Origin of the sequence: Butyrivibrio sp. XPD2006, from assembly GCF_000420865.1 — a bacterium.
GTDB lineage: Bacteria > Bacillota > Clostridia > Lachnospirales > Lachnospiraceae > Butyrivibrio.
The window spans coordinates 58,078-80,927 of the sequence record NZ_ATVT01000013.1 but is presented as its reverse complement, the minus strand read 5'-3'; the positions used below and the strand labels follow the sequence as shown (position 1 = coordinate 80,927).

Below are 22,850 nucleotides of genomic sequence, written 5' to 3'. Positions count from 1 at the left end.
AATATATATCTGAAATTCAGTTAATTTCATTTTTTTAACTTTGCTATTATACTGTGAATAAATTTATGTGTCAACTGTGGGCGGAAGCATTATTTTGCCGCATGCTTCTTTGAGTGTATCCATGTCGGTCATCTGATTTATCTCGTTCCTGAACTTAGCACTGCCGGGCATTCCGAAGGTGTACCATGACACATGCTTTCTCATCTCGCGGATTCCGATGTATTCACCCTTGTATTTCAGCTGCATATCGGCATGTCTGATGACTGTGTCGTAAACTTCCTTGCGGCTTGGCCTTTCGCAGGTCTTGCCTTCTTCAAAAAAGCTCTTTATCTCCCTGAAGATGAACGGATTACCCTGGGCAGCCCTTGCCACCATTACTCCGTCGCACCCTGTCTGCTCAAACATAGCCTTGGCACTTGGACCGTCAACCACGTCGCCGTTACCTATCACAGGGATCTTCACAGCCTCTTTTACCTGCCTGATGATCTCCCAGTCAGCTTTGCCCGAATAGAACTGCTCTCTTGTCCTTCCGTGAACCGCCACAGCTGCTGCCCCTCCGGCCTCAGCCGCCAGAGCACATTCCACAGCGTTAATACTGTTATCGGTAAAACCCTTTCGAATCTTAACCGTTACAGGCCTGTCTGAAACCTGAACCAACGCCGAAACTATTCTTTCAATAAGAGCCGGATCCTTCATTAGGGCAGAACCCTCTCCGTTACTCACAACCTTTGGCACGGGGCATCCCATGTTTACATCCAGAATGTCGTAGGGCCTGTCTTTTATCATCTCTACTGCCTGCTGCATTATCTCAGGCTCAGAGCCAAAGAGCTGGAGCGATACCGGATGCTCATCAGGATGGATCTCAAGCAGCATATTTGTGTTTCTGTTCTTATAAATAATAGCCTTGGCGCTGACCATCTCCATACACACAAGGCCGGCTCCCATCTCGCTGCAGAGCACACGAAAAGGCAGGTCTGAAACACCTGCCATCGGTCCTAAGATTATGTTGTTATCAAGTGTTACGCTTCCTATTTGAAGCTTACCGTATCCTGCCATAAAGTCTTTCTAATTAAAACGCGCCGTTTTCTTCTTCCTCATCCAATGCATCTGCAGCCTTCTCACCCAGCACGTAAATCTTATAGTAAATTCCCAGAGCCTCAAACAGGTCCTGTCTCTTTCTGCGAACTTCACTCACCAGTAGCCCCGCTGTGATCTCATCGTAGGTAATGTCCTCTTCATCAGCATTAGTCTCAATTGAAACACTTCCGTCTTCCTCAAAGACAATGGTAAATATACCGCCTGCCTCCTGGGTAAAGAGAACGCTGATGATATTAAGTTCCTTCTTGATGCTGTCCGGGATCTGCTTGAAAAGCGGGTTAAAGTAATACTTCTGCTCGTAAGCATTGGCTCCGCACAGAACTATCCTTCCGCCTGCTGCGTTCTCAAACACACGACCCTTATTGGTCTTTTGCATCTCATCTATATGAAGGTCTTCTTCAAACTCTTTGTTGTACTCTTCTTCAAATTCCTTGGCACCCATTATATAACTCCTTATTCAGGCTGATTCTGGTCATCAAAATCCTTGTTCTGTGGCTTGTTGCGACGGTTCTTTTCATATAATATCTGAAGTCCTCTGAGCGTGAGGATGGGATCGTAGATATCAATCTCCTCTGTGAGCTCAGAAATAAGCCTTCCGAGACCGCCTGTGGCAACTACCTTCATGTCCGGCAGGCCGGATTCTCTTTTCATCTCACTGATAATATACTTGGACTGGCCGATCTGTCCATAGATAAGTCCTGCCTGCATACTGGAGATGGTCTCCCTGGCAAGGATCGAATCGGGCTTTTTGATCTCGATCTCAGGAAGCTTGGCTGTACCTTCCCAGAGGGCCTTAGCTGAAATCCTGATGCCCGGTGAAACAACTCCCGCAAAAAACTCACCCTTTTCATTAATAGGAACATATGTGGTTGCTGTTCCGTAGTCCACAACCAGCACCGGTCCGCCGTAGATCTCAAAAGCTGCAACAGCATCTACTATAAGGTCGGGGCCGATCTCCCTGGGGTTATCCGTAACGATCTTGATGCCGGTCTTGATGCCGGGGCCTACGATATATGGCTTCTTGCCGATGTATTTTACTATTGCATTTACCAGAGCATGCATGACCTGAGGCACAACGCTGGCGATCATAACGCCTTCGATATCACCCTTGTCTATGCCATTATGTCCCAGCATCCCAAGAAGTTGAATCCCGTACTCATCGGATGTGTGATCGATCTTGCTCATCATACGGAACGAGCTCTTTAGCTCCTCTTTGTCAAACACACCGAAAGTAATATTGGTATTTCCTACATCAACGACTAAGATCATCTCTTAATCCTCCCTGTTATACGTATCCGTAAAGTCCTCTGACAGAAACATCGCCGGAGGTTACTTCTTTTATCTCGCCGTCGTCCATCCTGACTATCAGCTCGCCCTTATCGGTGATTCCGAGGGCTGTTCCCTGAGCCTCTCCGGACTTAACAAACTTCTCTTCCACGTCTTCGCTGCCTCTTACCTCAGCAGGCTTTTTTGTATCAAGAAGCATCACTCTCTGGTCCTTATTAACCAGTCTCTTTTCATACTGGTCCTTAAGCAGCGATAGGTCATGGCTCTTTTCAAATTTCTCATAGTTCTGCTCAAACCTCTCCATAACCCGGGCCACCACCAGACTCCTGTCTATTCTGTGTCCGCATCCTGTCAAAAGAGATCCTGCCACATCCTTAATTTCTTCCGGAAAATGCGCCATATTGACGTTAATTCCGACTCCGATGACAACGTCAGAAATACCGCCTTCCGGGGCCATATGAAGCTCTGTCAGTATTCCGCAGATCTTCCTGTCCGCCAGGATAACGTCATTGGGCCACTTTATATTGCAGGTAAAAGAGCTGTCTGAAATGCTCTCATTTATGGCCTGTTCAGCGCCTTCTGCAACCGACAGTCCCATAACCAGGGTGAGCATGGAAATGCTCTCTATGGGGACCTTAGGCCTCACAATAAGGCTCATGGCAATATTGGCACCGGCCGGAGTCTCCCATGACCTTCCTCTTGAACCGCGCCCCGTTTCCTGTTTATCTGCCACCACCAGCATTCCGTGAGGTGCTCCTTCTTCTGCGAGGCGCCCTGCGTCATCGTTGGTGGAACCTGTTACGTCTTTATACCAAATGTTGCAAGCTGCCCATTTCGTGTGCAGCTGCTCACTTATATGTTCTTTACTAAGCATTATTTCTTGAGCGTCGCATACATTACTGCCTTGATGGTGTGCATGCGGTTCTCGGCCTCCTCAAATACAATAGAACGCTCTGACTCAAATACTTCATCTGTAACTTCCATCTCATCAAGACCATATTTCTTCTTGATGTCTTTTCCGATTCCTGTATTGAGATCGTGGAAGGATGGCAGGCAATGCATGAATACGCATCCGTCTCCTGCGTTCTTCATGATGTCCATAGTTACGCGGTAAGGCTCGAGGTCTTTTATCCTCTCCTCCCATACGCTGTCGGGCTCGCCCATGGATACCCAGATATCGGTGTAGATTACGTCTGCACCCTTGGTTCCCTCGATGGCATCCTCAGAGAAATCAATCTTTGCACCTGTCTGTGCTGCAATTTCCTGACAAGTCTTAACAAGGTCTTCTGAAGGGAAGTACTTCTTGTTGGATACTGCAGTAAAGTGCATTCCCAGCTTAGCGCACAGAACCATCAGGGAGTTACCTGTGTTGTACCTTGCATCGCCCATGTAAACAAGGTGGATACCTTTAAGGCGGCCAAAGTGCTCCTTTATTGTAAGGGCATCAGCAAGCATCTGTGTGGGATGGAACTCGTTGGTAAGACCGTTCCATACCGGCACCTTGCTGTGCTCTGCTATTGTCTCAACTATCTCCTGCTCAAAGCCTCTGTACTCGATTCCGTCATACATGCTGGCAAGAACACGCGCTGTGTCTGCGATGCTCTCCTTCTTGCCGATCTGGGAATCTGTAGGATTAAGGTAGGTTGAACCCATTCCGAGGTCATGTGCAGCAACTTCAAAGGAACATCTTGTTCTAGTGCTGGTCTTCTCAAAAATAAGAGCTATGTTCCTGCCCTTAAGCTCGTCATGAAGAATACCGTTTTTCTTCTTGTCCTTGAGCTCTGCGGCCAGGTCAATGAGGTACTCTATCTCTTCAGTGGTAAAATCCAGCAGTTTCAGAAAATCTCTTCCGTATAAATTCATGATGCTCCTCCTCCAAACTAAAAAATGGTCCCTTGACTCCGTCCCTGGGGACCATTTTGGAGTCAAAAAGGGGACTGCCAAACTAGCAATCCCCTACATTCTATCATATATGCTTTATTTCGTGCACCCCAAATTACCAGAATACATGAGCTCCGATGACGATTCCCTCTCTTCCGTTTACACGTCTGAAGTGAAGGGCTGATCCAACGGTTGTCTCTCCGTTGATGGCTGCCTGAGCTGCCTGATAATTGGAATCGCTGATCTTGCCTGAGTTGTATACTCTTGCAACGGTTCCGTTAAGAGCTGGTGTGAACTGACCTGATGCGTAGATTACACCGTAGATACTGCTCGGGTAACCACCTGACTTAACACGGTTCATAACTACCGCACCGACTGCAACCTTACCTTCATATGGCTGGTTGCCTGCCTCACACTGGATAAGTGCTGCAAGGAGCTTGACCTCATCAGCATCTGCGCTGACTGCTCCGCGGTTCTTGGTAAGTGCTGCCTTCTTCTCAGCTTCCTCACGAAGCTTGATGGCTGCTATGGTCTCGCCGGAGTCGATCTTGAAGGTTGATGTAACATAATCAGCCTGTACATATCCGGTTTCATCATTATAATCAACAGCGATCCATCCGTCGCCTGTGTCCTCAATAAGATCAACGAAGGTGTTCTCTGCCAGAACTCCGACAACCTCGGCATCAGAAGAAGCTTCAGCTCTGATATTAAGAGCTGTACCGTTGCTGGTAACTATCTGCTTACCAACGTCCTGAGCAAGTGCCTCAGCATCCTCATCAAACAGAAGATACTCGTCCTTGGCCCAGCCGATAAGATCTCCGGACTGTACCTTGGTCCAGCCGTCCTGTCTGTCTAATATCTTACCGCCGCAGTCCTTGTAAAGAACTCCGACCTTATTGCTTTCTTCGTTGGGTTCTTCCCTGACATTCATCACCCGGCTGACATTGGCCATCACGAGATTTGACGTTTCGCTCTCTGAATCACTTGTACTGCTGCTATCGGATGTTGACTTCTCTGCATTCTCTGCTGCCTTAACTTCCGGTGCGTCATTGTCAATTCCAAGCGGAGCGATGGGACTGATGATATTTGTAATTCCTGTAGCAAGTTCTAAATAGTTCGAAGTGCGTCTTGCCTCTACTGTTAAACTCTGGGTAAGTGATAAAACCACTATCAGGCCAAGTGCAGCCACAGTCTTAACGACCCCGGAGAATAACTTTGATGTAGTATCCATACAGATTGCTATCCTCTTTTTATTTAAATTTGTTACAAGTATGTTGCAACATATTAAGATTTAAACAATTCGGAGGTAATAATAGCAAAGATGCAGCCATTTGTCAAATTTCTATTAAATTTTCGTCAAAAAAGTGTGAAAATTACAGGCTTTTGCTCTTGTCGATACATGCAGTTACAGCATCTATCACGGTTCCCCTAAAACCCTCTTCCTCAAGGACTCTTACTGCCTCAATTGTAGTTCCTGAAGGTGAGCAAACCATGTCTTTTAATTCGCCTGGGTGCTTGCCTGTCTCCAAAACCATCTTGGCACTTCCAAGCACTGACTGAGCTGCGAATTCATAGGCCTGCTTTCTCGGCATTCCGCCTGCTACAGCAGCATCTGCCATCGCTTCGATGAATAAAAAGACATATGCCGGAGAAGATCCGCTCACACCTACCACTACATCCATCAGTGACTCAGGTACTGTATATGCCTTACCAAAGCTCTCCAGAAGCTCTTTTACAAAGTGATATGAGTTGTCATCCACAAGATCGTTCCTGCATACTGCTGAACATCCCTCGCCAACAAGAGCCGGTGTGTTAGGCATTACTCTGATGATCTTGGTTGGCTTTTCAAACTCATTCTCTATCCATGCAATGGTCTTGCCTGCTGCTATGCTGACAATTACCTTGTTCTCGTCGATGCTGTCCATGATGTCAGCGATGACAACCTTGAGATACTGAGGCTTAACCGCCAGAACTATGATGTCTGCCTCCTTGGCAACAGCTGCGTTTGAGTTTCTGGTCTGAATGCCGTACTTGTTGGCAACCTTAAGGCAGGTCTCCTCTGTGTTGGCTGAGCCTATGATCTCATTCGGTCCCATCAGACCTTTCTGCAGGATACCGCCGATCATGGCCTTTGCCATGTTTCCTAAACCGATAAATCCTATGGTCATTTTCTTTACCCCCTCCTTTGTCTTGAAGCTTCAAATGTGAGTATAGCTGATGATGTCGCAGCGTTCATGGACTCGACCTCGCCCTTCATCGGGATGAGGACGTAGTTCTCTGCCGCATCAGCAGTCTCTTTTGTCAGTCCGTTTCCTTCATTGCCTATAAGAAAAGCTGTTGGCTGAGTATAGTCAAATTCATCGTAATTCCTGGTTCCTTTAAGGTGAGCAGCATAGGTGTGTACACCCTTTGCTGAGAGCTCCTGTACCATAGAAGGAACGTCTTCTACATATATAAACGGCATCCTGAAAATGGAGCCCATGGTTGATCTTATTACCTTTGGATTGTAGATGTCTGCACAGCCCTTGCTGAGAATGACACCTGTGACACCTGCTCCCTCTCCCGAACGGAGCATGGTTCCGAGATTGCCGGGATCCTGGATGTTTTCAAGGACCAGAAGGAGTGGTGCGCTATCTTTCCCTGAATCGCGCATCTCCTGATTGTAGCCCACAAGAACCTCATCAAGATCGTAGTCATACTGCCTGATAACAGCAAGGACGCCCTGCGGAGTCTGAGTGTCGCTCATCTTCTTCATGACTTCCTCGGAGACCTCCTCAGCGCCATATCTCCAGAGAATTTCTTTGTCCTCTTCTCCGGCGCCAGAGACGAACTTCTCGGTTACATATACCTCAGCCACCTGAAGTACCGGGGCTTCCCTCAGCATCTTCATTCCTTCTATTACAAAGACTCCGTCCTCGCGACGGGCTTTGCTCTTTTCCACGTAACTTACGACCTTCTTGACGCGGTCGTTAGATGTACTTGTGATCATGGTGATACCTCTTTTGAAACATTTGGGTAGTAGACTATAGTATAACACAAAAACCGGGGCAAAAACTGCCCCGGTTTGATATACCCTATAGAAATACCTCTTCTAAAATCAGTTCTTTACAACGAACTTTCCGCCACGCTTTGATACTACGTCGAAGATAACGGCTGCAAGAAGAACGATACCCTTTACAACCTTCTGCATGTTGGCATCAACGCCCATAAGTGACATACCAAGGTTGATAACACCCATGAGAACCGCACCAACGATAACGCCGGGAACAGTTCCGATTCCACCGTAAGCAGATGCTCCACCGATGAAGCAGGATCCGATAGCGTCCATCTCGTAGTTCTGGCCGTATGTAGGCTGAGCTGATGTAAGACGAGCGATTGTGATCATACCTGCAAGAGCTGCAAGGAATCCCATGTTTGTGTAAGCAAGGAAGTAAACCTTGTTTGTATCGATACCTGAAAGCTTTGTAGCCTTCTCGTTACCACCAACTGCATAGAAGTAACGTCCGATTGTTGTGTTGCTTGTAATGTATCCGTAAACAAATACTACGATGAGTACCCAGATAAGAACTGAAGGAATACCCTTGTGCTGAGCAAGTCTGTAAGCAAATGCTACAAGTACTGCTGCAAGAACTGCTGTCTTAATGGTAAATGTTACGATGTTCTCAAGCTCATAACCGGAGTTCTTTTTCTTGATACGTCCCGATACCTGAAGGATAACGTAGATTGTTGCACCAAGAATTCCGGCAAAGAGACATGTAAGGTTGAGTGATCCGCCGCCCAGGAAATCAGGGATATAGCAGTTAGCACCGCCACCGAACAGATTTACAAAGCTTGTCTGATCCTTGATTGAAACTGTAAGACCATTAAGTACTACGTTTGAAAGTCCTCTGTAAATAAGCATACCTGCAAGTGTTACGATGAAAGGAGGAATACGAACAAACGCGATCCAGAAGCCCTGGAATGCACCGATTGCTGTTCCGATACCGATCATGATGATGATTGCAAGCCATACAGGAACACCGAGGTTCATCATAAGTGTTGCACCAACGGCACCTACGAAACACACTACTGAACCAACTGACAGGTCGATGTTACCACCGGTCAGGATACAGAGCAGCATACCTGTTGCAAGAACGAATACGTATGCATTCTGTGAAATAAGGTTACTTACATTCATGGGAAGCAGGATTGCTCCGCCGGTCATAAATGAAAAGAACGCTAAAACTATTACAAGAACGAACACCATGGTGTTCTTTTTCAAAAATCCTAAAACTTGATCTTTATTCATGATTCTCCTCCTCGTTTCCAGATGACTGTAAGATATAAGTCATAATTTTTTCCTGGGTTGCATCCTTTGCATCAAGCTCCCCGACCATTTTTCCTTCGTTCATAACATAGATTCTGTCGCACATACCAAGGATTTCAGGAAGCTCTGAAGAAATCATGATGACTGATTTACCTTCAGCTACCAGCTGGTTGATAATGCAGTAGATCTCGTACTTGGCACCTACGTCGATACCTCTTGTGGGCTCGTCCAGGATAAGGATTTCAGGATCTGCAAACATCCATTTTGCCAAAAGAACTTTCTGCTGATTTCCACCGCTTAAGTTTCCGACATTCTGTTCAACTGTAGGACATTTTGTCTTAAGCTTTTCCTTATACTCTACTGCTACTGAATATTCCTTGTGCTTATCAATAACCTTTCTATTACTTACTTCGTCAAGGTTAGCCAAGGTTGTATTGATCTTTATGGGATTAGACAGGATCAGTCCATTTCCCTTTCTGTCTTCTGTAACATATGCAAGTCCGTTCTTAATTGCCTGACTTACGGTATTAAGATGAACTTCTTTTCCATCAATAAAAGTCTGTCCGGTAATGTTTTCCCCATAGCTTTTCCCAAATACGCTCATGGCAAGCTCTGTTCTGCCAGCTCCCATAAGACCTGAGATTCCGAGAACCTCGCCCTTTTTAACATATAAGTTAACATTGTCAACGACTTTTCTTTCTTTATAAAGAGGATGATAAACGTTCCAGTTCTTTATCTCCATCTTTACATCTCCGATGTGAGGCTCTCTCTTAGGGAATCTGTCTGAAAGTTCACGACCAACCATTCCCTTGATGATCCTTGCTTCGGAGAAATCATCCACACCCTTTGTAAGAGTTTCGATTGTTGAACCGTCACGGATAACTGTGATCTTGTCGGCAACGTATGAAACCTCGTTAAGTTTGTGGGAAATAATAATAGAGGTAAGACCTCTTTCTGCCTTCAGCTTAAGGAGCAGGTCAAGAAGTGCCTTTGAATCTGTCTCGTTAAGTGAAGATGTGGGCTCGTCAAGGATAAGAAGTCTTGCATCCTTTGAAAGAGCCTTTGCAATTTCTACAAGCTGCTGTTTACCAACACCAATATCCTTGATAAGAGTCTGTGTTCCCTCTCTAAGACCTACGATGTCGAGATACTTTCTGGCGAGCTCATTGGTCTCATGCCAGTTGATCTTAACTTTTGTTCCTCTCTCGTTTCCAAGGAACATGTTCTCAGCGATTGTCATATAAGGGATAAGAGCCAGCTCCTGATGGATGATAACTATACCCTTTGACTCACTGTCTTTAATCTGATTAAATTGACAAACCTCTCCGTCATAAACTATATCACCCTCATATGATCCGAAGGGATAAACTCCACTAAGGACATTCATAAGAGTGGACTTTCCAGCACCGTTCTCTCCAACCAGCGCGTGGATTTCACCTTCTTCTACCTGAAGGTTTACGTTATCTAAGGCCTTTACGCCAGGGAAGGTTTTGGTGATATTCTTCATTTCCAGTAATATCTTTGCCACGATGCCCTCCTCCATTTCCGTGCAATCATTTTAGGGCGAACATAAGGCGGGTCATTTACGGCCCGCCTATGTTCAATTTGGGAAAACGTAATTGTTAAATTACCAAAGTTGAATTATTTGAGCTGATCCTCTGTGTAGTAACCGGAATCGATGAGGAGCTCTTTGTAGTTGTTAACGTCTGCGAATACAGGCTCGCAAAGGTATGAAGGAATGATACCTGTTCCGTTGTCATATGTCTTTGTATCGTTTACAGGAGCGTCTGTTCCCTTCATGATAGCGTCAACCATCTCTACAGTCTTAGCTGCAAGAGTTCTTGTATCCTTGAAGATAGACATTGACTGCTTTCCAGCGATCATGTTCTTAACGTTTGCAACGTCACAGTCCTGACCTGTGATGATTGGCCACTCGCCTGTGTAGTTAGCTTCAAGAGAGTTTGTAACACCAAGAGCTGTTGAGTCGTTTGAGCAAAGAACTGCATCAAGCTTTGTGCCATCAGCGTAGTTAGCTGAGATGATAGCATCCATTCTTGACTGAGCGTTCTCTGTTGCCCAGTTAGCTGTAGCAACCTTATCAAAGTCAACCTGACCTGACTTAACTACGATCTTGCCCTCGTCGATGTAAGGCTTAAGAACGTCAATAGCTCCGCCGTAGAAGAATCTAGCGTTGTTGTCACCAGGGTCACCAGTGAAGATTTCCATGTTGAAAGGACCTGCTGCATTCTTGAGGTCGAGCTGCTGCTCGATGTACTCACCCTGCTTTGTTCCTACCATGTAGTTATCGAATGTTGCGTAGTAAGAAACAGCGTCTGAATTCATGATAAGACGGTCATAAGCGATAACTTTGATGCCGGCTTCCTTAGCCTGTGCAAGTACTGTGCCGAGTGAATCACCATCGATAGATGCGATAACAAGTACCTGTGCGCCGGATGAGATCATGTTCTCGATCTGAGAAACCTGAGTTGCGATGTCGTTAGAAGCGTACTGAAGGTCAACTTCATATCCTGCTGCCTTAAGCTGCTCTTCCATGTTGGCACCGTCCTGGTTCCATCTCTGAAGATCCTTAGTAGGCATTGCTACACCAACTTTTCCGCCGCCGGCTGCTGCAGGTTCTGCTGCAGGCTCTGCTGCGGGCTCAGCTGCAGGTGCTTCTGTTGCTGCAGGCTCTGCTGCAGGAGTCTCAGTTGTTGTCTGTGCAGCCTGTCCACATCCTGCAAGGAGTGAAGCTGCCATAACAGCTGAAAGGATACCACTTAAAATCTTTTTCTTCATTGCAATAATCCTCCCTATAAGGTTTGAATAGTTTATGCAGACCAAGGTCTGCTCTTTACAATAGACAATTTACCATAGATATCATAGGAATAAATTGCGACATCAAGCATATTTTTAACCTGGAACAAGACAAAAAAATAACCGTGCTAGCATTATTTTGCTAACACGGTTTTATCTGAAACAAAATTGTGCTATTAATAGCACCAAAATGAAATTTTATCCCTTGACATTGAGATATACGTCTTCTCTTAAGTGGAATCCGCTGTTTATGATGACTTCATCGATATTGTCCTTGGTAACTCCGATAGGCTCTATCTTAAGATACGGGATGCTTTCGCTTCCGTCATTGATCTCAGAAAGACCCTCGTCCTCTATCTCTTTTCCCTTAGCAAGAGCAACTGCTGCCTCTGCCGCCTTCTGGGCAAGCTTCTCGATCGGCTTGTACACAGTCATTATCTGAGTTCCCTCAACAATTCTCTGACATGCTTCAAGATCCGCATCCTGTCCGCATACCAGCTTCTTACCGGCGAGTCTCATTTCAGCCAGGGCAAAAACAACCCTGCTTGCCAGATCGTCATTACCACACATAATGCCGTCAGCTTCCTTAACCAACTCCGGATAACTATACACATATCCGCTTGCAAGTTCGGCTTTCCAGCCGTCGCAGTAGTACTCATCAAGAATCTCCACGTTATTCTTTTTCATAACGTCCATGAAGCCTTCTCTTACCATAGGTACATTCTGATCCTTGGTAGATCCGTTGATCATCAGGACCTTGCCACCGGAAAGACCGGCCTTGACCATTTCTTCACCCATGAGTTCTCCGACTTTTTCATTGTCAAAAGACACATAGAGATCCACACCGGCATTTGGAATAGGTCTGTCGTATGCAATCACCTTGATCCCCGCATCGTGTGCCTTTTTGATGCTGTCCACAAGCTCAGTGGGATCAATGCAGATGATAACGATGACATCTACATCCTTCTTAATAAAGTAATCAATCTGGCTCTTTTGCTGCTCAACATCTCCGTTTGCATTCTGAACGTTGACCTCAGCCCCCAGCTCTTTGGCCGCAGAAACAAAGACATCGCGGTCCCTCTGCCATCTCTCGATGACAAAGGAATCAAAGCACATTCCTATCTCAATCTTGTCCTGCTGCACCGTGTTGGAAGAATCACCTCCGGTGGTGGTTGCTCCGCATCCGCACAGCATCATCCCCATGATCACCACCAAAAGCGCTCTCCCCCAAAAACGCTTAACCCTTTTGTTCATACAACTTCTCCTTGTACTCAGTAGGAGTTACCCCCACGTTCTTTTTAAAACTCCTGCTGAAATAGTTGGGATCCGTATAACCACAGGAAACACAGATCTCCTTGATTGACAGACTGCTGTTTTCCAACAGCTCTTTTGCCTTATCGATCCTGATGTTGGTCAGGTATTCTATGAAATTAAGTCCGCACTCTTCCTTGAAGACCTTGCTGAAATAATAGGGCGAGATATTTACCACCCTTGATACATCGTCAAGTGAAATATCTTTGTCGAAATGATCCTCAATGTACTTACGTGCAGTCTTTATAATATCTCCGCTTCTCTCCTGGCGCTTGCTCACAACGTTTCTGCAGGCATTCATCACCTTGTCGGTGAACCAGTCCCTTATATCGTCCGGTGTCTGAAGCTCCATGATCTGAGGAAGATAGTCTTTTCTCCCTGAATAATGATAGGTCTGACCACCGTTCTGATAAGCAAGATGCTCAGCGTAAAGCGCAAACTCCAGCGCCTTGAGCCTCATGGACATCAGATCTCCGTCCATAGCTCTCTGGCACATCCAGCCTGCGTACTTCTCAGTCATTACACGAGCTTCATTGAGATCGCCCTTGGAAATGGCTTCGAAAAGAGGCTTCTCCATGCTCTTGGGATAATCCTCCTCGTAGTCGCAGTTTATTACAAGGTCATCCACATGGGCAACAGAACCTGTCGTAGCAATAAGCGCATTCAGCGCTTCTCTGTAGGAATCCCCAAGTTCTCTAAGAGGCTTAACTCCGCCAATACCGATTCTGAAGCTGATATCGGTCTTTTTGCGAAGGTATCTTGCAAGCTCCCTCGCCCTGTCAATGAGTTCGGTTCTCTCATTGTATTCAAGCTTGGGCTCTTCACACGGTATGAGAACGGCAATCTTGTTGGCCATTACGTTTCCGACCTTGGCTTTGAAAAGAGATTTCACTCCCTCCCGAATCTCGTGGTAGCGGCCGGAAATCCTGACAGAACTGCCGACAGCATTGGTCATACGGTTGCCCACCTGGGAATCACCGCAGACAAGAGCCAGCATATATCCGTAGTTCTCTGTTATGCCGAGGATTGTCCTGTAGCTCTCAATATCCTCCTCGAAGTGCTCCTGCAGAAGAATGTCGTATATAAGTCCGTTTTCGATGATAGGCTCAACGGTCTCAAGCTTCTCTTTTATAAGAAGATCGTTGCTGCGCTTTTCTCTGTCGCCGTCAATCTGAGCCATAGCTCTTTTGAGCACGGACACAACCTTCATCTTCTCCATGGGTTTGGTTATGTACTCCATAACTCCCAGGGCGATGGCCTCCTTAGCATAATCGAACTTGTCATAGGCGCTCATTACGATGAACACTGTGTTTGGGCAAAAGACCTTCATCTCCTTGATGGCATCTATACCGTTGATACCGGGCATATGAATGTCAATCACTGCTATGTCGGGTCTGAAGTTCTCTGCCAGCTCGATCACGCTTCTTCCGCTCTTGGCGCAGGCAACCTCACAGGTGTTTCCGAACTCTTTTTCTATTATGAATTTCATGGAATCGATAACGATACCCTCGTCATCACAAACCATCACTCTATACATTCTTCGCCTCCCATGGGAAGTGTTATTACAACTTCGCAGCCCTTGTTCTCGCCATGGCTGATGATATCAATGGCATCGTCATAGCCTGCAAAGATCCTTACTCTTGATATTACGTTGTCCATACCGATTCCGTTGTTGTCGTAACTGTCCTCGATATGGCTGAAGCTTCCTGTAAGAAGCTGATCGATCGTCTCCTGGCTGATGCCCTTGCCGTTGTCGCTGATACTGATGCAGACGCTGTCATCCCTTCTGTATACCTTGAGGGTTATGCGCCCTGCTCCTGCCATCTCTCTTATGCCATGGTTAACTGCATTCTCAACGATAGGCTGCAGGATCATACTCGGCATTACAAGGTCAAGAAGTCTTTCATCAACCTGCTTCTCATATCCGATATCTCCGGAAAATCTTACGTTCAGGATCTGGATATAGTTGTCCACCAGCGTAACTTCATCTCTGATGGTAACATCTCTCTTCTGACTCTGCACGTTATATCTGAAAAAGTCCGCTACGGTCTGAACATATTCGTAGGTTCTGTCAGCACCCTCCATCATGGCCAGCTGTGCGCCGGCATTTAAGGTGTTAAAGAGGAAGTGAGGATTGATCTGAGCCTGAAGATACTTGAGCTGTGCATCCTTAAGATTGGCCTCCATGATAAGCTCTTTTTCCTGCATGTATCTCTCGTTGGCCATACTCTCTTTTAACTTCTCAATATAATCCTTGATGCTGACCACCATCTTGCTGAAGGCATTGATAACTATGCCGACCTCATCGTGGTACACTGCCTGAGGAAGATTGGCCTCGAAGTTACCTTCGGAGACCTCATCCGCTGAATCAGCCAGATCCTTGAGAGGCATGATCATGGTCTTCACAAAGCTTGTGATAATAAGTACGTTTCCTATCATAACCAGAGTCATGACGGTTACACCCACTATCTCAAATCTCCTGAAGGTCTTTAACAGATTCATGTAATTTGCTGAGTTTACCGCAAAAAGCTCGATGTTAAGACTGGTGATGTATTCGTCAATATCCTCATAGAGCCTTGTACTGCTCTCGTAGTAGGTCCTGTATTTCTCAACGTTTCGTCCGCGCTTGGCCTCGATGGTCTGCGCAACTTCATCAAGATAGTTCTGCGACATGTTGCGGATGTTGCGCTCCATGCGGCTGAAGGTCAGATCTGTAACAGTATTATCAAGTGCCTGTGTGAGATCCGAAAAGCTCTGAGCCTCACGGTAGTATTCCTCCAGAGATTCACTGGTCTTAGAGCTGAGGTACTCGGTCATGGAATCCTGAACCTTGGTAAGAGCCCCGGACAAGCGGTTCAGCGAGAGGTTGTCCTGATATACCATCTCCATATCCTGCGACATGCTGTTGATTCCCAGTATCAAAAAGATATTTACCAGGAATATGATCAGGTTGGCAAAGACGCAGACACTGATGATCTTAAACTGAAGGGGGCGGTTAAGGAATTTAGTCATCGCCTTCCTCCTTCTTGAACTGTTCCACGTTGTCCTGATTTATCAGGGTTACGTCTGCCAGATAGTATTCACTTATGTTTCCGAAATCATGATAATCGGTCAGAGCTGTTACACTGTACTCACCCATCTGGGCTGCATCGATGGATATTGTTGCATAGACACCGCCTCTTTCGATGGCACTTACTATGGCCTCAGAATCATAATATCCCAGTATGCTCACTTCTCCTACCATATTAAAGTCAACCACAGCCTGATACGTGCAGACTGTGCTGAGCTCATTAAGGCACACTATTACATCAGGAATCTCTTCACCCAAAAAGATATCCCTGATCGACTCCTCAACGGAGAAACTGTTGGTGTTGTCAACAGTAACGATAGAAACTGCAAACTCTGAATTCGTTACATTGTCCTGATTTATTGTGTCCTGGATACTGGAGATGATGATATTCTGTCCGCTATCCTGAGTGTCTGCGTTGGCAAGCACTGTGATCTTGATCTGGCTTCGATCTTCTATGGTCTCTGATTCGATGAGCTCCTCACGTCTCTTTTCCTTGATGATATCGATGATCTGACCACCATAAACCTTTCCTATACTATAGCTGCCGACACCGATAAAGCTGAGCCTGTCAGATCTGGTACAGTCTCCGTAAAGAGTCACCACCGGTATCCCGGCATCCACAGCCTTGTTGATCACTCTCGACATCTCAAGGGTCTCATTGGCGTAAACTATGATGCCGTCAACCTTGGACGCAATGGCAATCTCCATGAGTTCCTCCACCGAGTAGTCCTTATTGAACTGCTCTCCGAACAGATCCACATAGATATTGCTCTCCTTGGCTTTCTCAAAAGCTCCCTTGTATACAGACTGCCAGAAATCCGATTTGTAGTTGTCGGTTATCATGACAAAATACTTATCATAAACATTGGATTCTGCCTGAGAAACCAGGTCTGATCTGTAGAATTTAAAAAACAGACTTCCTGCAACCAGGGTAACAAGCATGAATACAAGGGTCAAAATAAGCAGCAGGTACTGCCTTACTATTTTTTTCTCGTAACTGACTTCGTTTTGATTTTTCATAAGCAGATTTTAGCAGATGCGCACAAATAGAAAAAGTGGACTTTTTTGTTTTGTCCTACACAAACACAAAAAAGTCCACTTAAGTTTCAGTTTATATCAGATTGTTCTTGCGATCTCGTACATGTACTCGTTGATGTTCTTGGTCATTGCAAGAGCCTCATCGATATCGTAATCAACAAACTGTCCGTTTCTGTATCCTACTACTCTGTTGGTCTTGCCTGCTGCAAGGATATCTGCTGCGTAGCATCCCATCATTGAAGCATATACACGGTCCTTACATGTCGGGCTACCACCACGCTGCATGTAACCAAGGATTGAAGCTCTTGTCTCAAGTCCTGTAGCAGCCTCGATACGACGTGCCATTGATGTTGAATGGCCGATACCCTCTGCATTAACGATGATGTGGTGAGTCTTACCTTTCTTACGGTTGTCGATGATGTTATCGATAATCCTCTGCTCGTTGTAGTCATACTTCTCAGGGAGAAGGATGTCATCAGCGCCGTTGGCGATTGAGCACCACAGTGCGATATATCCTGCATGACGTCCCATAACCTCAACGATTGAAACTCTCTCGTGTGATGATGATGTATCACGGATCTTATCAATAGCATCCATAGCTGTGTTGATAGCTGTGTCAAATCCGATTGTATAATCTGTGCAAGCGATATCAAGGTCGATGGTTCCGGGAATACCTACTGTATTGATGCCCTGCGCTGAAAGCTTCTGAGCTCCGCGGTAAGATCCGTCTCCTCCGATAACTACCATTCCGTCAATGCCGTGCTTGCGGCAGATTTCTGCGCCCTTAGCCTGGCCCTCAGGTGTTGTGAACTCCATGCAACGAGCTGTTCCAAGAATTGTACCACCTCTCTGGATGATATCTGAAACGCTACGTCTGTCCATCTCAATGATCTCTTCATTTAAAAGACCCTGGTAGCCCTTCTTGATTCCGACAACCTTAAGTCCGTTTGCGAGAGACTTACGAACAACCGCACGAATCGCTGCGTTCATTCCCGGTGCGTCGCCACCGCTTGTAAGTACACCGATAGTCTTGATCTGCTTAGCCATATTAGTATCCTCTGTATTTCCTCTAAATTAACTGTTTCGTTACTTTATTAACATTTCCTAATCTATTATACTACCGCAGCGTGATAAATTCTGCAATGGAAATGTTTCCGATTTACTTTATTTTAACATTTTGTGCAGAAAATGTTATAATTTCTCTATCATTTTGGGGGAGATATACAATGTCATTTACGCATCTGCACGTCCACACGGAATACTCTCTTTTGGACGGTTCCAATAAGATAAAAGAATATGTGAAGCGCCTTAAGGATCTTGGCATGAACGCCGGAGCCATCACCGACCATGGCGTTATGTACGGAGTAATAGACTATTACAAGGCATGCAAGGATGCGGGGATAAACCCGATTCTTGGATGTGAGGTTTATGTCGCCCCCGGTTCGCGCTTTGATAAGGAGACTTCAGTCAGCGACGACAGGTATTATCACCTGGTACTTCTGGCCGAGAACAATGTTGGATATGCCAACCTCTCCCACATCGTAAGCCGCGGTTTTACTGAAGGTTACTATTATAAGCCGCGTGTTGATATGGAGATCCTCGAGCAGTACCACGAGGGAATTATCGCTCTGTCCGCCTGTCTTGCCGGCGAGATCCCAAGGAATATTCTGAAGGGAACTCCGGAAAAAGCCAAGGAAGCAGCCATAAGGCTTGATAACATCTTCGGACACGGCAATTTCTTTTTGGAGCTCCAGGACCACGGGATCCCCGAACAGCGTCAGGTAAACAATGTCCTGCTCGCACTGTCCCAGCAGCTTGATATCCCGCTGGTAGCCACCAACGACTGTCACTACACCTACGCCGAGGACGCCGAGGCACATGACCTGCTCCTTTGCATCCAGACCGGCAAAAAGGTTTCAGATGAAGACCGCATGCGCTATGAAGGCGGTCAGTACTACGTCAAGAGTGAAGAGGAGATGAGAGCTCTTTTCCCATATGCTCTTGAAGCCATTGATAATACGCAGAAGATCGCAGACAGATGTCATGTCGAGATTGAGTTCGGCGTCACCAAGCTCCCTCACTACGAGGTTCCTGAAGGGTATGACTCCTGGACCTACCTCAACAAGCTCTGTCTTGATGGTCTGCATGAAAGATATCCCGATGATGACGGCCGGTTAAAAGAGCGCCTGGACTACGAGCTGGGTGTCATCAGCCGCATGGGTTATGTCGATTACTTCCTTATAGTATGGGACTACATCAACTACTGCAGAGAGAACGGAATCGCTGTAGGTCCCGGAAGAGGCTCTGCTGCCGGAAGTATCGTCTCCTACTGCATGCACATAACCAACATCGATCCCATCAAGTACGATCTGCTCTTTGAGAGATTCCTCAATCCCGAGCGTGTATCCATGCCCGATATCGACGTGGATTTCGAGTACGAGCGCAGACAGGATGTTATTGATTATGTAACCGAGAAATACGGTGCAGACAAGGTTGTACAGATCATCACCTTCGGTACCCTTGCTGCCAAGGGTGTTATCAGAGACGTTGCCAGAGTCATGGATCTGCCTTACAGCTTTGGCGACCAGATTTCCAAGATGATACCAAACGAACTGAACATCACTCTGGATCTTGCTCTTAAGATGAACCCCGAGCTGCGCACCCAGTACGAGTCTGACCCGACAGTGCACAAGCTCATCGACATGTGCAAGAAGCTTGAAGGCCTCCCGAGGCACACATCAATCCATGCTGCCGGAGTAGTTATCTGTCAGGCTCCTGCCGAGGACCTGGTTCCTTTGTCGCGCTCGGCAGAAGGAAACATAACTACACAGTTCACCATGACTACCATCGAAGAACTCGGTCTTCTTAAGATGGACTTCCTGGGGCTTCGCACACTGACGGTTATAAAAGACGCCACGAACTTCGCCAACAGATCTTTGGGGGCGAGGCCCGGCGATGCCAATTACATTAATATAGATGAGATTGACTACAACGATCCGGCTGTTCTGGCTTCCATAGGTTCAGGACACTGCGACGGCGTATTCCAGCTGGAGTCTGCGGGAATGCAGTCTTTCATGAAAGAGCTTAAGCCTCAGTCTCTTGAGGATATCATCGCCGGAGTTTCGCTTTATCGTCCGGGCCCGATGGACTTTATCCCCAAATATATCGCAGGCAAAAATGATGCCGGCGCCATCAGCTACGCTGCTCCCGAACTGGAGCCAATCTTAAAGCCCACCTACGGCTGCATTGTCTACCAGGAGCAGGTTATGCAGATCGTTCAACAGCTGGGTGGATATACGCTTGGTCGTGCGGACCTGGTTCGCCGTGCCATGAGTAAGAAAAAGCAGCATGTAATGGAGGTCGAAAGGGAGAACTTCGTAAACGGTAACGCGGCTGAAGGTGTTCCCGGTTGCGCATCCAAGGGAATTCCTGCAGATGTCGCCAACAGCATCTACGACTCCATGATGGATTTCGCCAAGTATGCCTTCAACAAGTCCCACGCTGCCTGCTACGCAGTTGTTGCTCTTCAGACAGCATGGCTTAAATACTACTACCCCGTTGAGTTCATGGCAGCTCTCATGACTTCTGTCATCGATAACCCCGGCAAAGTTTCCGGCTATATCATGAGCTGCAGAAATATGCATATATCTCTTTTACCACCTGATATCAACCAGGGCTATGACGGATTCTCCGTGGCGGAAGTTGACGCTTCCGAGGGCGACAAGCAGATCCCGGGCGCTGTTGTGACCTGTGCTCCGGGCAGGAAGAAAGCTATCCTCTACGCGCTGACTGCTATCAAAGGCGTAGGAAGGCCCGTCATTCATGCTATTGTAAAAGAGCGTAATGCCCGCGGTCCCTTCAAGGACCTCAACGACTTCCTGACCAGAATGGATTCTTCCGATACCGATGTGAACAAGCGCGCCGTGGAGAACTTCATCAAGGCCGGAGCTCTGGACTGCTTCCCGGGCACTCGTAAACAGAAGATGCACATCTACGGCCAGATAATGGACAAGCTCCACAACTCAGGCAAGAACTCAATGGCAGGACAGATGTCGCTCTTTGACATCGCAGGCGAAGAGAACAAGAGTCAGTATCAGATACCGATGCCGGATGTAGGCGAGTTCGACAAAGAGCTGATGCTTGAATTTGAAAAAGAAGTTCTCGGCTTTTATGTCAGCGGACATCCCCTTGAGGAATACGCCGACATGTGGCGCAAAAAGATAACCAATACCACTACAGATTTCTATCTCGACGAAGAGACCGGAGTTCCGGCAGTTCACGATGGGGCAAGAGCTACCATCGGCGGACTGATCGCAGAGAAGAAAATCAAGTACACCAAAAATGACCAGGTTATGGCCTTTATCACTCTTGAAGATATGGTAGGCGCAACGGAGGTCATCGTCTTCCCCAAAGCCTATGAAGCTAACGCTCCAAGACTGAACGAGGATGCCAAGGTATTCATCGAAGGCCGTGTATCTGTGGAAGATGAAAGAGATGCCAAGCTCATCGCGGACAAGATCATCTCTTTTGACGAAGTTCCAAAGACCGTCTGGATCAGATTTGCTGATATGGAAAGCTATCAGCAGGCAGCCGGAAAGATAGACGAGATAATCGCGGGAAGCGACGGAAACGACGAGGTTGCTGTATTCCTGACCGGCACCAAACAGGTGAAAAAATACGGCAGAGCCAATACGGTCAAGGCGGACAAGCTTTTGATAGATGCACTGGGCAGTGCATTCGGCTCAGAAAACATTAAGGTGCAATAAAAAATGGAGGCCACTTAATACAGTGGTCTCCATTTTGATTATTTAGATTGTTCCTAAAGGTCTTTTGCCGGATCAGATTACTGAACGGCTGCCTTAAGCTCTTCAACCTTATCAAGCTTCTCCCAAGGGAGGTTGAGGTCGTTGCGGCCGAAGTGACCGTATGCTGCTGTCTGCTTGTAGATAGGACGACGAAGGTCGAGCATCTTGATGATTCCTGCAGGACGAAGATCGAATACCTTACGAACTGCCTCTGTAAGCTTCTCATCAGAAACCTTACCTGTTCCGAATGTATCTACAAGAATTGATGTAGGCTGTGCTACACCGATTGCATATGAAAGCTGGATCTCAGCCTTGTCTGCAAGTCCTGCTGCTACGATGTTCTTGGCAACATATCTTGCTGCGTAAGCACCTGAACGGTCAACCTTGGTGCAGTCCTTACCTGAGAAAGCTCCGCCGCCGTGACGAGCTGCTCCGCCGTAAGTATCAACGATGATCTTACGTCCTGTAAGTCCGGCATCACCCTGAGGTCCACCGATTACGAAACGTCCTGTAGGATTGATGTAGATCTTGGTATTAGCATCAACGAGTGCAGCATCAACGATAGGATCGATTACGTGCTTTCTGATGTCCTCGTGGATCTGCTCCTGTGTAACCTTCTCATCATGCTGAGTTGAGATAACGATGGCCTCAAGTCTCTTAACCTTGCCGTTCTCATCGTACTCAACTGAAACCTGGCTCTTACCATCAGCACGAAGGTAAGGAAGTGTTCCGTTCTTACGAACGTCTGTAAGTCTCTTTGTGAGCTTGTGAGCAAGGCTGATTGCGTAAGGCATGTACTCCTCTGTCTCGTTTGTAGCATAACCAAACATCATACCCTGATCGCCGGCACCGATAGCCTCGATCTGCTCATCTGTCATCTGGTTCTCTCTTGCCTCAAGAGCCTTGTCAACACCCATAGCGATATCAGCTGACTGCTGATCAAGTGCTACAAGCACTGCACATGTGTTGCCATCAAAACCCTTCTCTGAAGAATCATAACCGATCTCGCAAACTGTCTCTCTTGCGATCTTAGCATAGTCAACTACTGCCTTTGTTGTGATCTCACCTGTGATGAGAACGAAACCTGTGCATGCTGTTGTCTCGCAGGCAACACGGCTCATAGGATCCTGTGCCATGCAGGCATCAAGGATTGCGTCTGAAATGTTATCGCAAATTTTGTCGGGATGTCCCTCTGTTACTGACTCGGATGTGAAAATAAATTTATCCATTCTTTTTCCTT

18 protein-coding genes are annotated in these 22,850 nt (G+C 46.7%); 1 reads left to right on the top strand and 17 read right to left on the bottom strand.

The features are described 5' to 3' along the window. Positions 1-63: 63 nt before the first annotated feature. From dusB to pfkA, 16 genes are all read right to left on the bottom strand, one after another. Complete coding sequence (gene dusB / locus G590_RS0114040; protein WP_022766297.1) at positions 64-1,056, bottom strand: tRNA dihydrouridine synthase DusB; 993 nt, start codon at positions 1,054-1,056, stop codon at positions 64-66. A 13-nt stretch (positions 1,057-1,069) separates the two neighbouring features. Then, the gene (locus G590_RS0114035; protein ID WP_022766296.1) at positions 1,070-1,540 is read right to left on the bottom strand and encodes a DUF6145 family protein; all 471 of its coding nucleotides are present in this window, start codon (positions 1,538-1,540) and stop codon (positions 1,070-1,072) included. Between the two features lie 11 nt (positions 1,541-1,551). Continuing rightward, positions 1,552-2,367: a type III pantothenate kinase gene (locus tag G590_RS0114030; protein ID WP_022766295.1), complete on the bottom strand. Its 816-nt coding sequence runs from the start codon at positions 2,365-2,367 to the stop codon at positions 1,552-1,554. 16 nt (positions 2,368-2,383) lie between these two features. Further along, the gene (locus G590_RS19680) at positions 2,384-3,259 is read right to left on the bottom strand and encodes a biotin--[acetyl-CoA-carboxylase] ligase (RefSeq protein WP_022766294.1); all 876 of its coding nucleotides are present in this window, start codon (positions 3,257-3,259) and stop codon (positions 2,384-2,386) included. After that, positions 3,259-4,248 (bottom strand): ornithine carbamoyltransferase, encoded by a 990-nt coding sequence (gene argF, locus G590_RS0114020; protein WP_022766293.1) that lies wholly within the window; start codon positions 4,246-4,248, stop codon positions 3,259-3,261. The genes G590_RS19680 and argF overlap by 1 nt, the downstream gene beginning before the upstream one ends. 133 nt (positions 4,249-4,381) lie before the next feature. After that, positions 4,382-5,497 (bottom strand): cell wall hydrolase, encoded by a 1,116-nt coding sequence (locus G590_RS0114015; RefSeq protein ID WP_022766292.1) that lies wholly within the window; start codon positions 5,495-5,497, stop codon positions 4,382-4,384. 142 nt (positions 5,498-5,639) lie between these two features. Then, entirely contained in the window at positions 5,640-6,434 is a 795-nt protein-coding gene (gene proC, locus G590_RS0114010; protein ID WP_022766291.1) for a pyrroline-5-carboxylate reductase, read from the bottom strand. A gap of 5 nt (positions 6,435-6,439) precedes the next feature. Further along, on the bottom strand, positions 6,440-7,255 hold the full coding sequence (locus G590_RS0114005; RefSeq protein ID WP_022766290.1) for a TrmH family RNA methyltransferase: 816 nt from the start codon (positions 7,253-7,255) through the stop codon (positions 6,440-6,442). Between the two features lie 108 nt (positions 7,256-7,363). Then, positions 7,364-8,557, bottom strand: a complete 1,194-nt coding sequence (mmsB, locus tag G590_RS0114000) for a multiple monosaccharide ABC transporter permease (protein WP_035763368.1) — start codon at positions 8,555-8,557, stop codon at positions 7,364-7,366. Then, entirely contained in the window at positions 8,547-10,100 is a 1,554-nt protein-coding gene (gene mmsA, locus G590_RS0113995; RefSeq protein ID WP_022766288.1) for a multiple monosaccharide ABC transporter ATP-binding protein, read from the bottom strand. Before mmsA ends, mmsB begins: the two co-directional genes overlap by 11 nt. Positions 10,101-10,213: 113 nt before the next feature. Continuing rightward, the gene (gene chvE, locus G590_RS0113990) at positions 10,214-11,368 is read right to left on the bottom strand and encodes a multiple monosaccharide ABC transporter substrate-binding protein (protein WP_022766287.1); all 1,155 of its coding nucleotides are present in this window, start codon (positions 11,366-11,368) and stop codon (positions 10,214-10,216) included. 216 nt (positions 11,369-11,584) lie between these two features. After that, entirely contained in the window at positions 11,585-12,640 is a 1,056-nt protein-coding gene (locus G590_RS0113985) for a sugar ABC transporter substrate-binding protein (RefSeq protein ID WP_022766286.1), read from the bottom strand. Next, positions 12,624-14,234 carry a helix-turn-helix domain-containing protein gene (locus G590_RS0113980; protein ID WP_022766285.1) on the bottom strand — a complete coding sequence of 537 codons (1,611 nt, stop codon included), beginning with the start codon at positions 14,232-14,234 and terminating at the stop codon, positions 12,624-12,626. The genes G590_RS0113985 and G590_RS0113980 overlap by 17 nt, the downstream gene beginning before the upstream one ends. Continuing rightward, positions 14,222-15,709, bottom strand: a complete 1,488-nt coding sequence (locus G590_RS0113975) for a sensor histidine kinase (protein WP_022766284.1) — start codon at positions 15,707-15,709, stop codon at positions 14,222-14,224. The genes G590_RS0113980 and G590_RS0113975 overlap by 13 nt, the downstream gene beginning before the upstream one ends. Next, complete coding sequence (locus G590_RS0113970) at positions 15,702-16,787, bottom strand: sugar ABC transporter substrate-binding protein (protein WP_081641099.1); 1,086 nt, start codon at positions 16,785-16,787, stop codon at positions 15,702-15,704. Before G590_RS0113970 ends, G590_RS0113975 begins: the two co-directional genes overlap by 8 nt. 96 nt (positions 16,788-16,883) lie before the next feature. After that, positions 16,884-17,852 carry a 6-phosphofructokinase gene (gene pfkA, locus G590_RS0113965; protein WP_022766282.1) on the bottom strand — a complete coding sequence of 323 codons (969 nt, stop codon included), beginning with the start codon at positions 17,850-17,852 and terminating at the stop codon, positions 16,884-16,886. A 179-nt stretch (positions 17,853-18,031) separates the two neighbouring features. Between pfkA and G590_RS0113960 the strand changes: the two genes are divergently transcribed. Beyond that, positions 18,032-21,571 (top strand): DNA polymerase III subunit alpha, encoded by a 3,540-nt coding sequence (locus tag G590_RS0113960; protein WP_022766281.1) that lies wholly within the window; start codon positions 18,032-18,034, stop codon positions 21,569-21,571. A gap of 77 nt (positions 21,572-21,648) precedes the next feature. On the opposite strand, the gene metK is transcribed toward G590_RS0113960, so the two are convergent. Then, positions 21,649-22,839: a methionine adenosyltransferase gene (metK, locus tag G590_RS0113955; RefSeq protein WP_022766280.1), complete on the bottom strand. Its 1,191-nt coding sequence runs from the start codon at positions 22,837-22,839 to the stop codon at positions 21,649-21,651. Positions 22,840-22,850: the final 11 nt, after the last annotated feature.

What these genes read in the sequence shown, in the direction of transcription:
- dusB (WP_022766297.1), bottom strand. Translation starts at nt 1,056, where the DNA reads ATGGCAGGATACGGTAAGCTTCAAATAGGAAGCGTAACACTTGATAAC.
- G590_RS0114035 (WP_022766296.1), bottom strand. Translation starts at nt 1,540, where the DNA reads ATGGGTGCCAAGGAATTTGAAGAAGAGTACAACAAAGAGTTTGAAGAA.
- G590_RS0114030 (WP_022766295.1), bottom strand. Translation starts at nt 2,367, where the DNA reads ATGATCTTAGTCGTTGATGTAGGAAATACCAATATTACTTTCGGTGTG.
- G590_RS19680 (WP_022766294.1), bottom strand. Translation starts at nt 3,259, where the DNA reads ATGCTTAGTAAAGAACATATAAGTGAGCAGCTGCACACGAAATGGGCA.
- argF (WP_022766293.1), bottom strand. Translation starts at nt 4,248, where the DNA reads ATGAATTTATACGGAAGAGATTTTCTGAAACTGCTGGATTTTACCACT.
- G590_RS0114015 (WP_022766292.1), bottom strand. Translation starts at nt 5,497, where the DNA reads ATGGATACTACATCAAAGTTATTCTCCGGGGTCGTTAAGACTGTGGCT.
- proC (WP_022766291.1), bottom strand. Translation starts at nt 6,434, where the DNA reads ATGACCATAGGATTTATCGGTTTAGGAAACATGGCAAAGGCCATGATC.
- G590_RS0114005 (WP_022766290.1), bottom strand. Translation starts at nt 7,255, where the DNA reads ATGATCACAAGTACATCTAACGACCGCGTCAAGAAGGTCGTAAGTTAC.
- chvE (WP_022766287.1), bottom strand. Translation starts at nt 11,368, where the DNA reads ATGAAGAAAAAGATTTTAAGTGGTATCCTTTCAGCTGTTATGGCAGCT.
- G590_RS0113985 (WP_022766286.1), bottom strand. Translation starts at nt 12,640, where the DNA reads ATGAACAAAAGGGTTAAGCGTTTTTGGGGGAGAGCGCTTTTGGTGGTG.
- G590_RS0113980 (WP_022766285.1), bottom strand. Translation starts at nt 14,234, where the DNA reads ATGTATAGAGTGATGGTTTGTGATGACGAGGGTATCGTTATCGATTCC.
- G590_RS0113975 (WP_022766284.1), bottom strand. Translation starts at nt 15,709, where the DNA reads ATGACTAAATTCCTTAACCGCCCCCTTCAGTTTAAGATCATCAGTGTC.
- G590_RS0113970 (WP_081641099.1), bottom strand. Translation starts at nt 16,787, where the DNA reads ATGAAAAATCAAAACGAAGTCAGTTACGAGAAAAAAATAGTAAGGCAG.
- pfkA (WP_022766282.1), bottom strand. Translation starts at nt 17,852, where the DNA reads ATGGCTAAGCAGATCAAGACTATCGGTGTACTTACAAGCGGTGGCGAC.
- G590_RS0113960 (WP_022766281.1), top strand. Translation starts at nt 18,032, where the DNA reads ATGTCATTTACGCATCTGCACGTCCACACGGAATACTCTCTTTTGGAC.
- metK (WP_022766280.1), bottom strand. Translation starts at nt 22,839, where the DNA reads ATGGATAAATTTATTTTCACATCCGAGTCAGTAACAGAGGGACATCCC.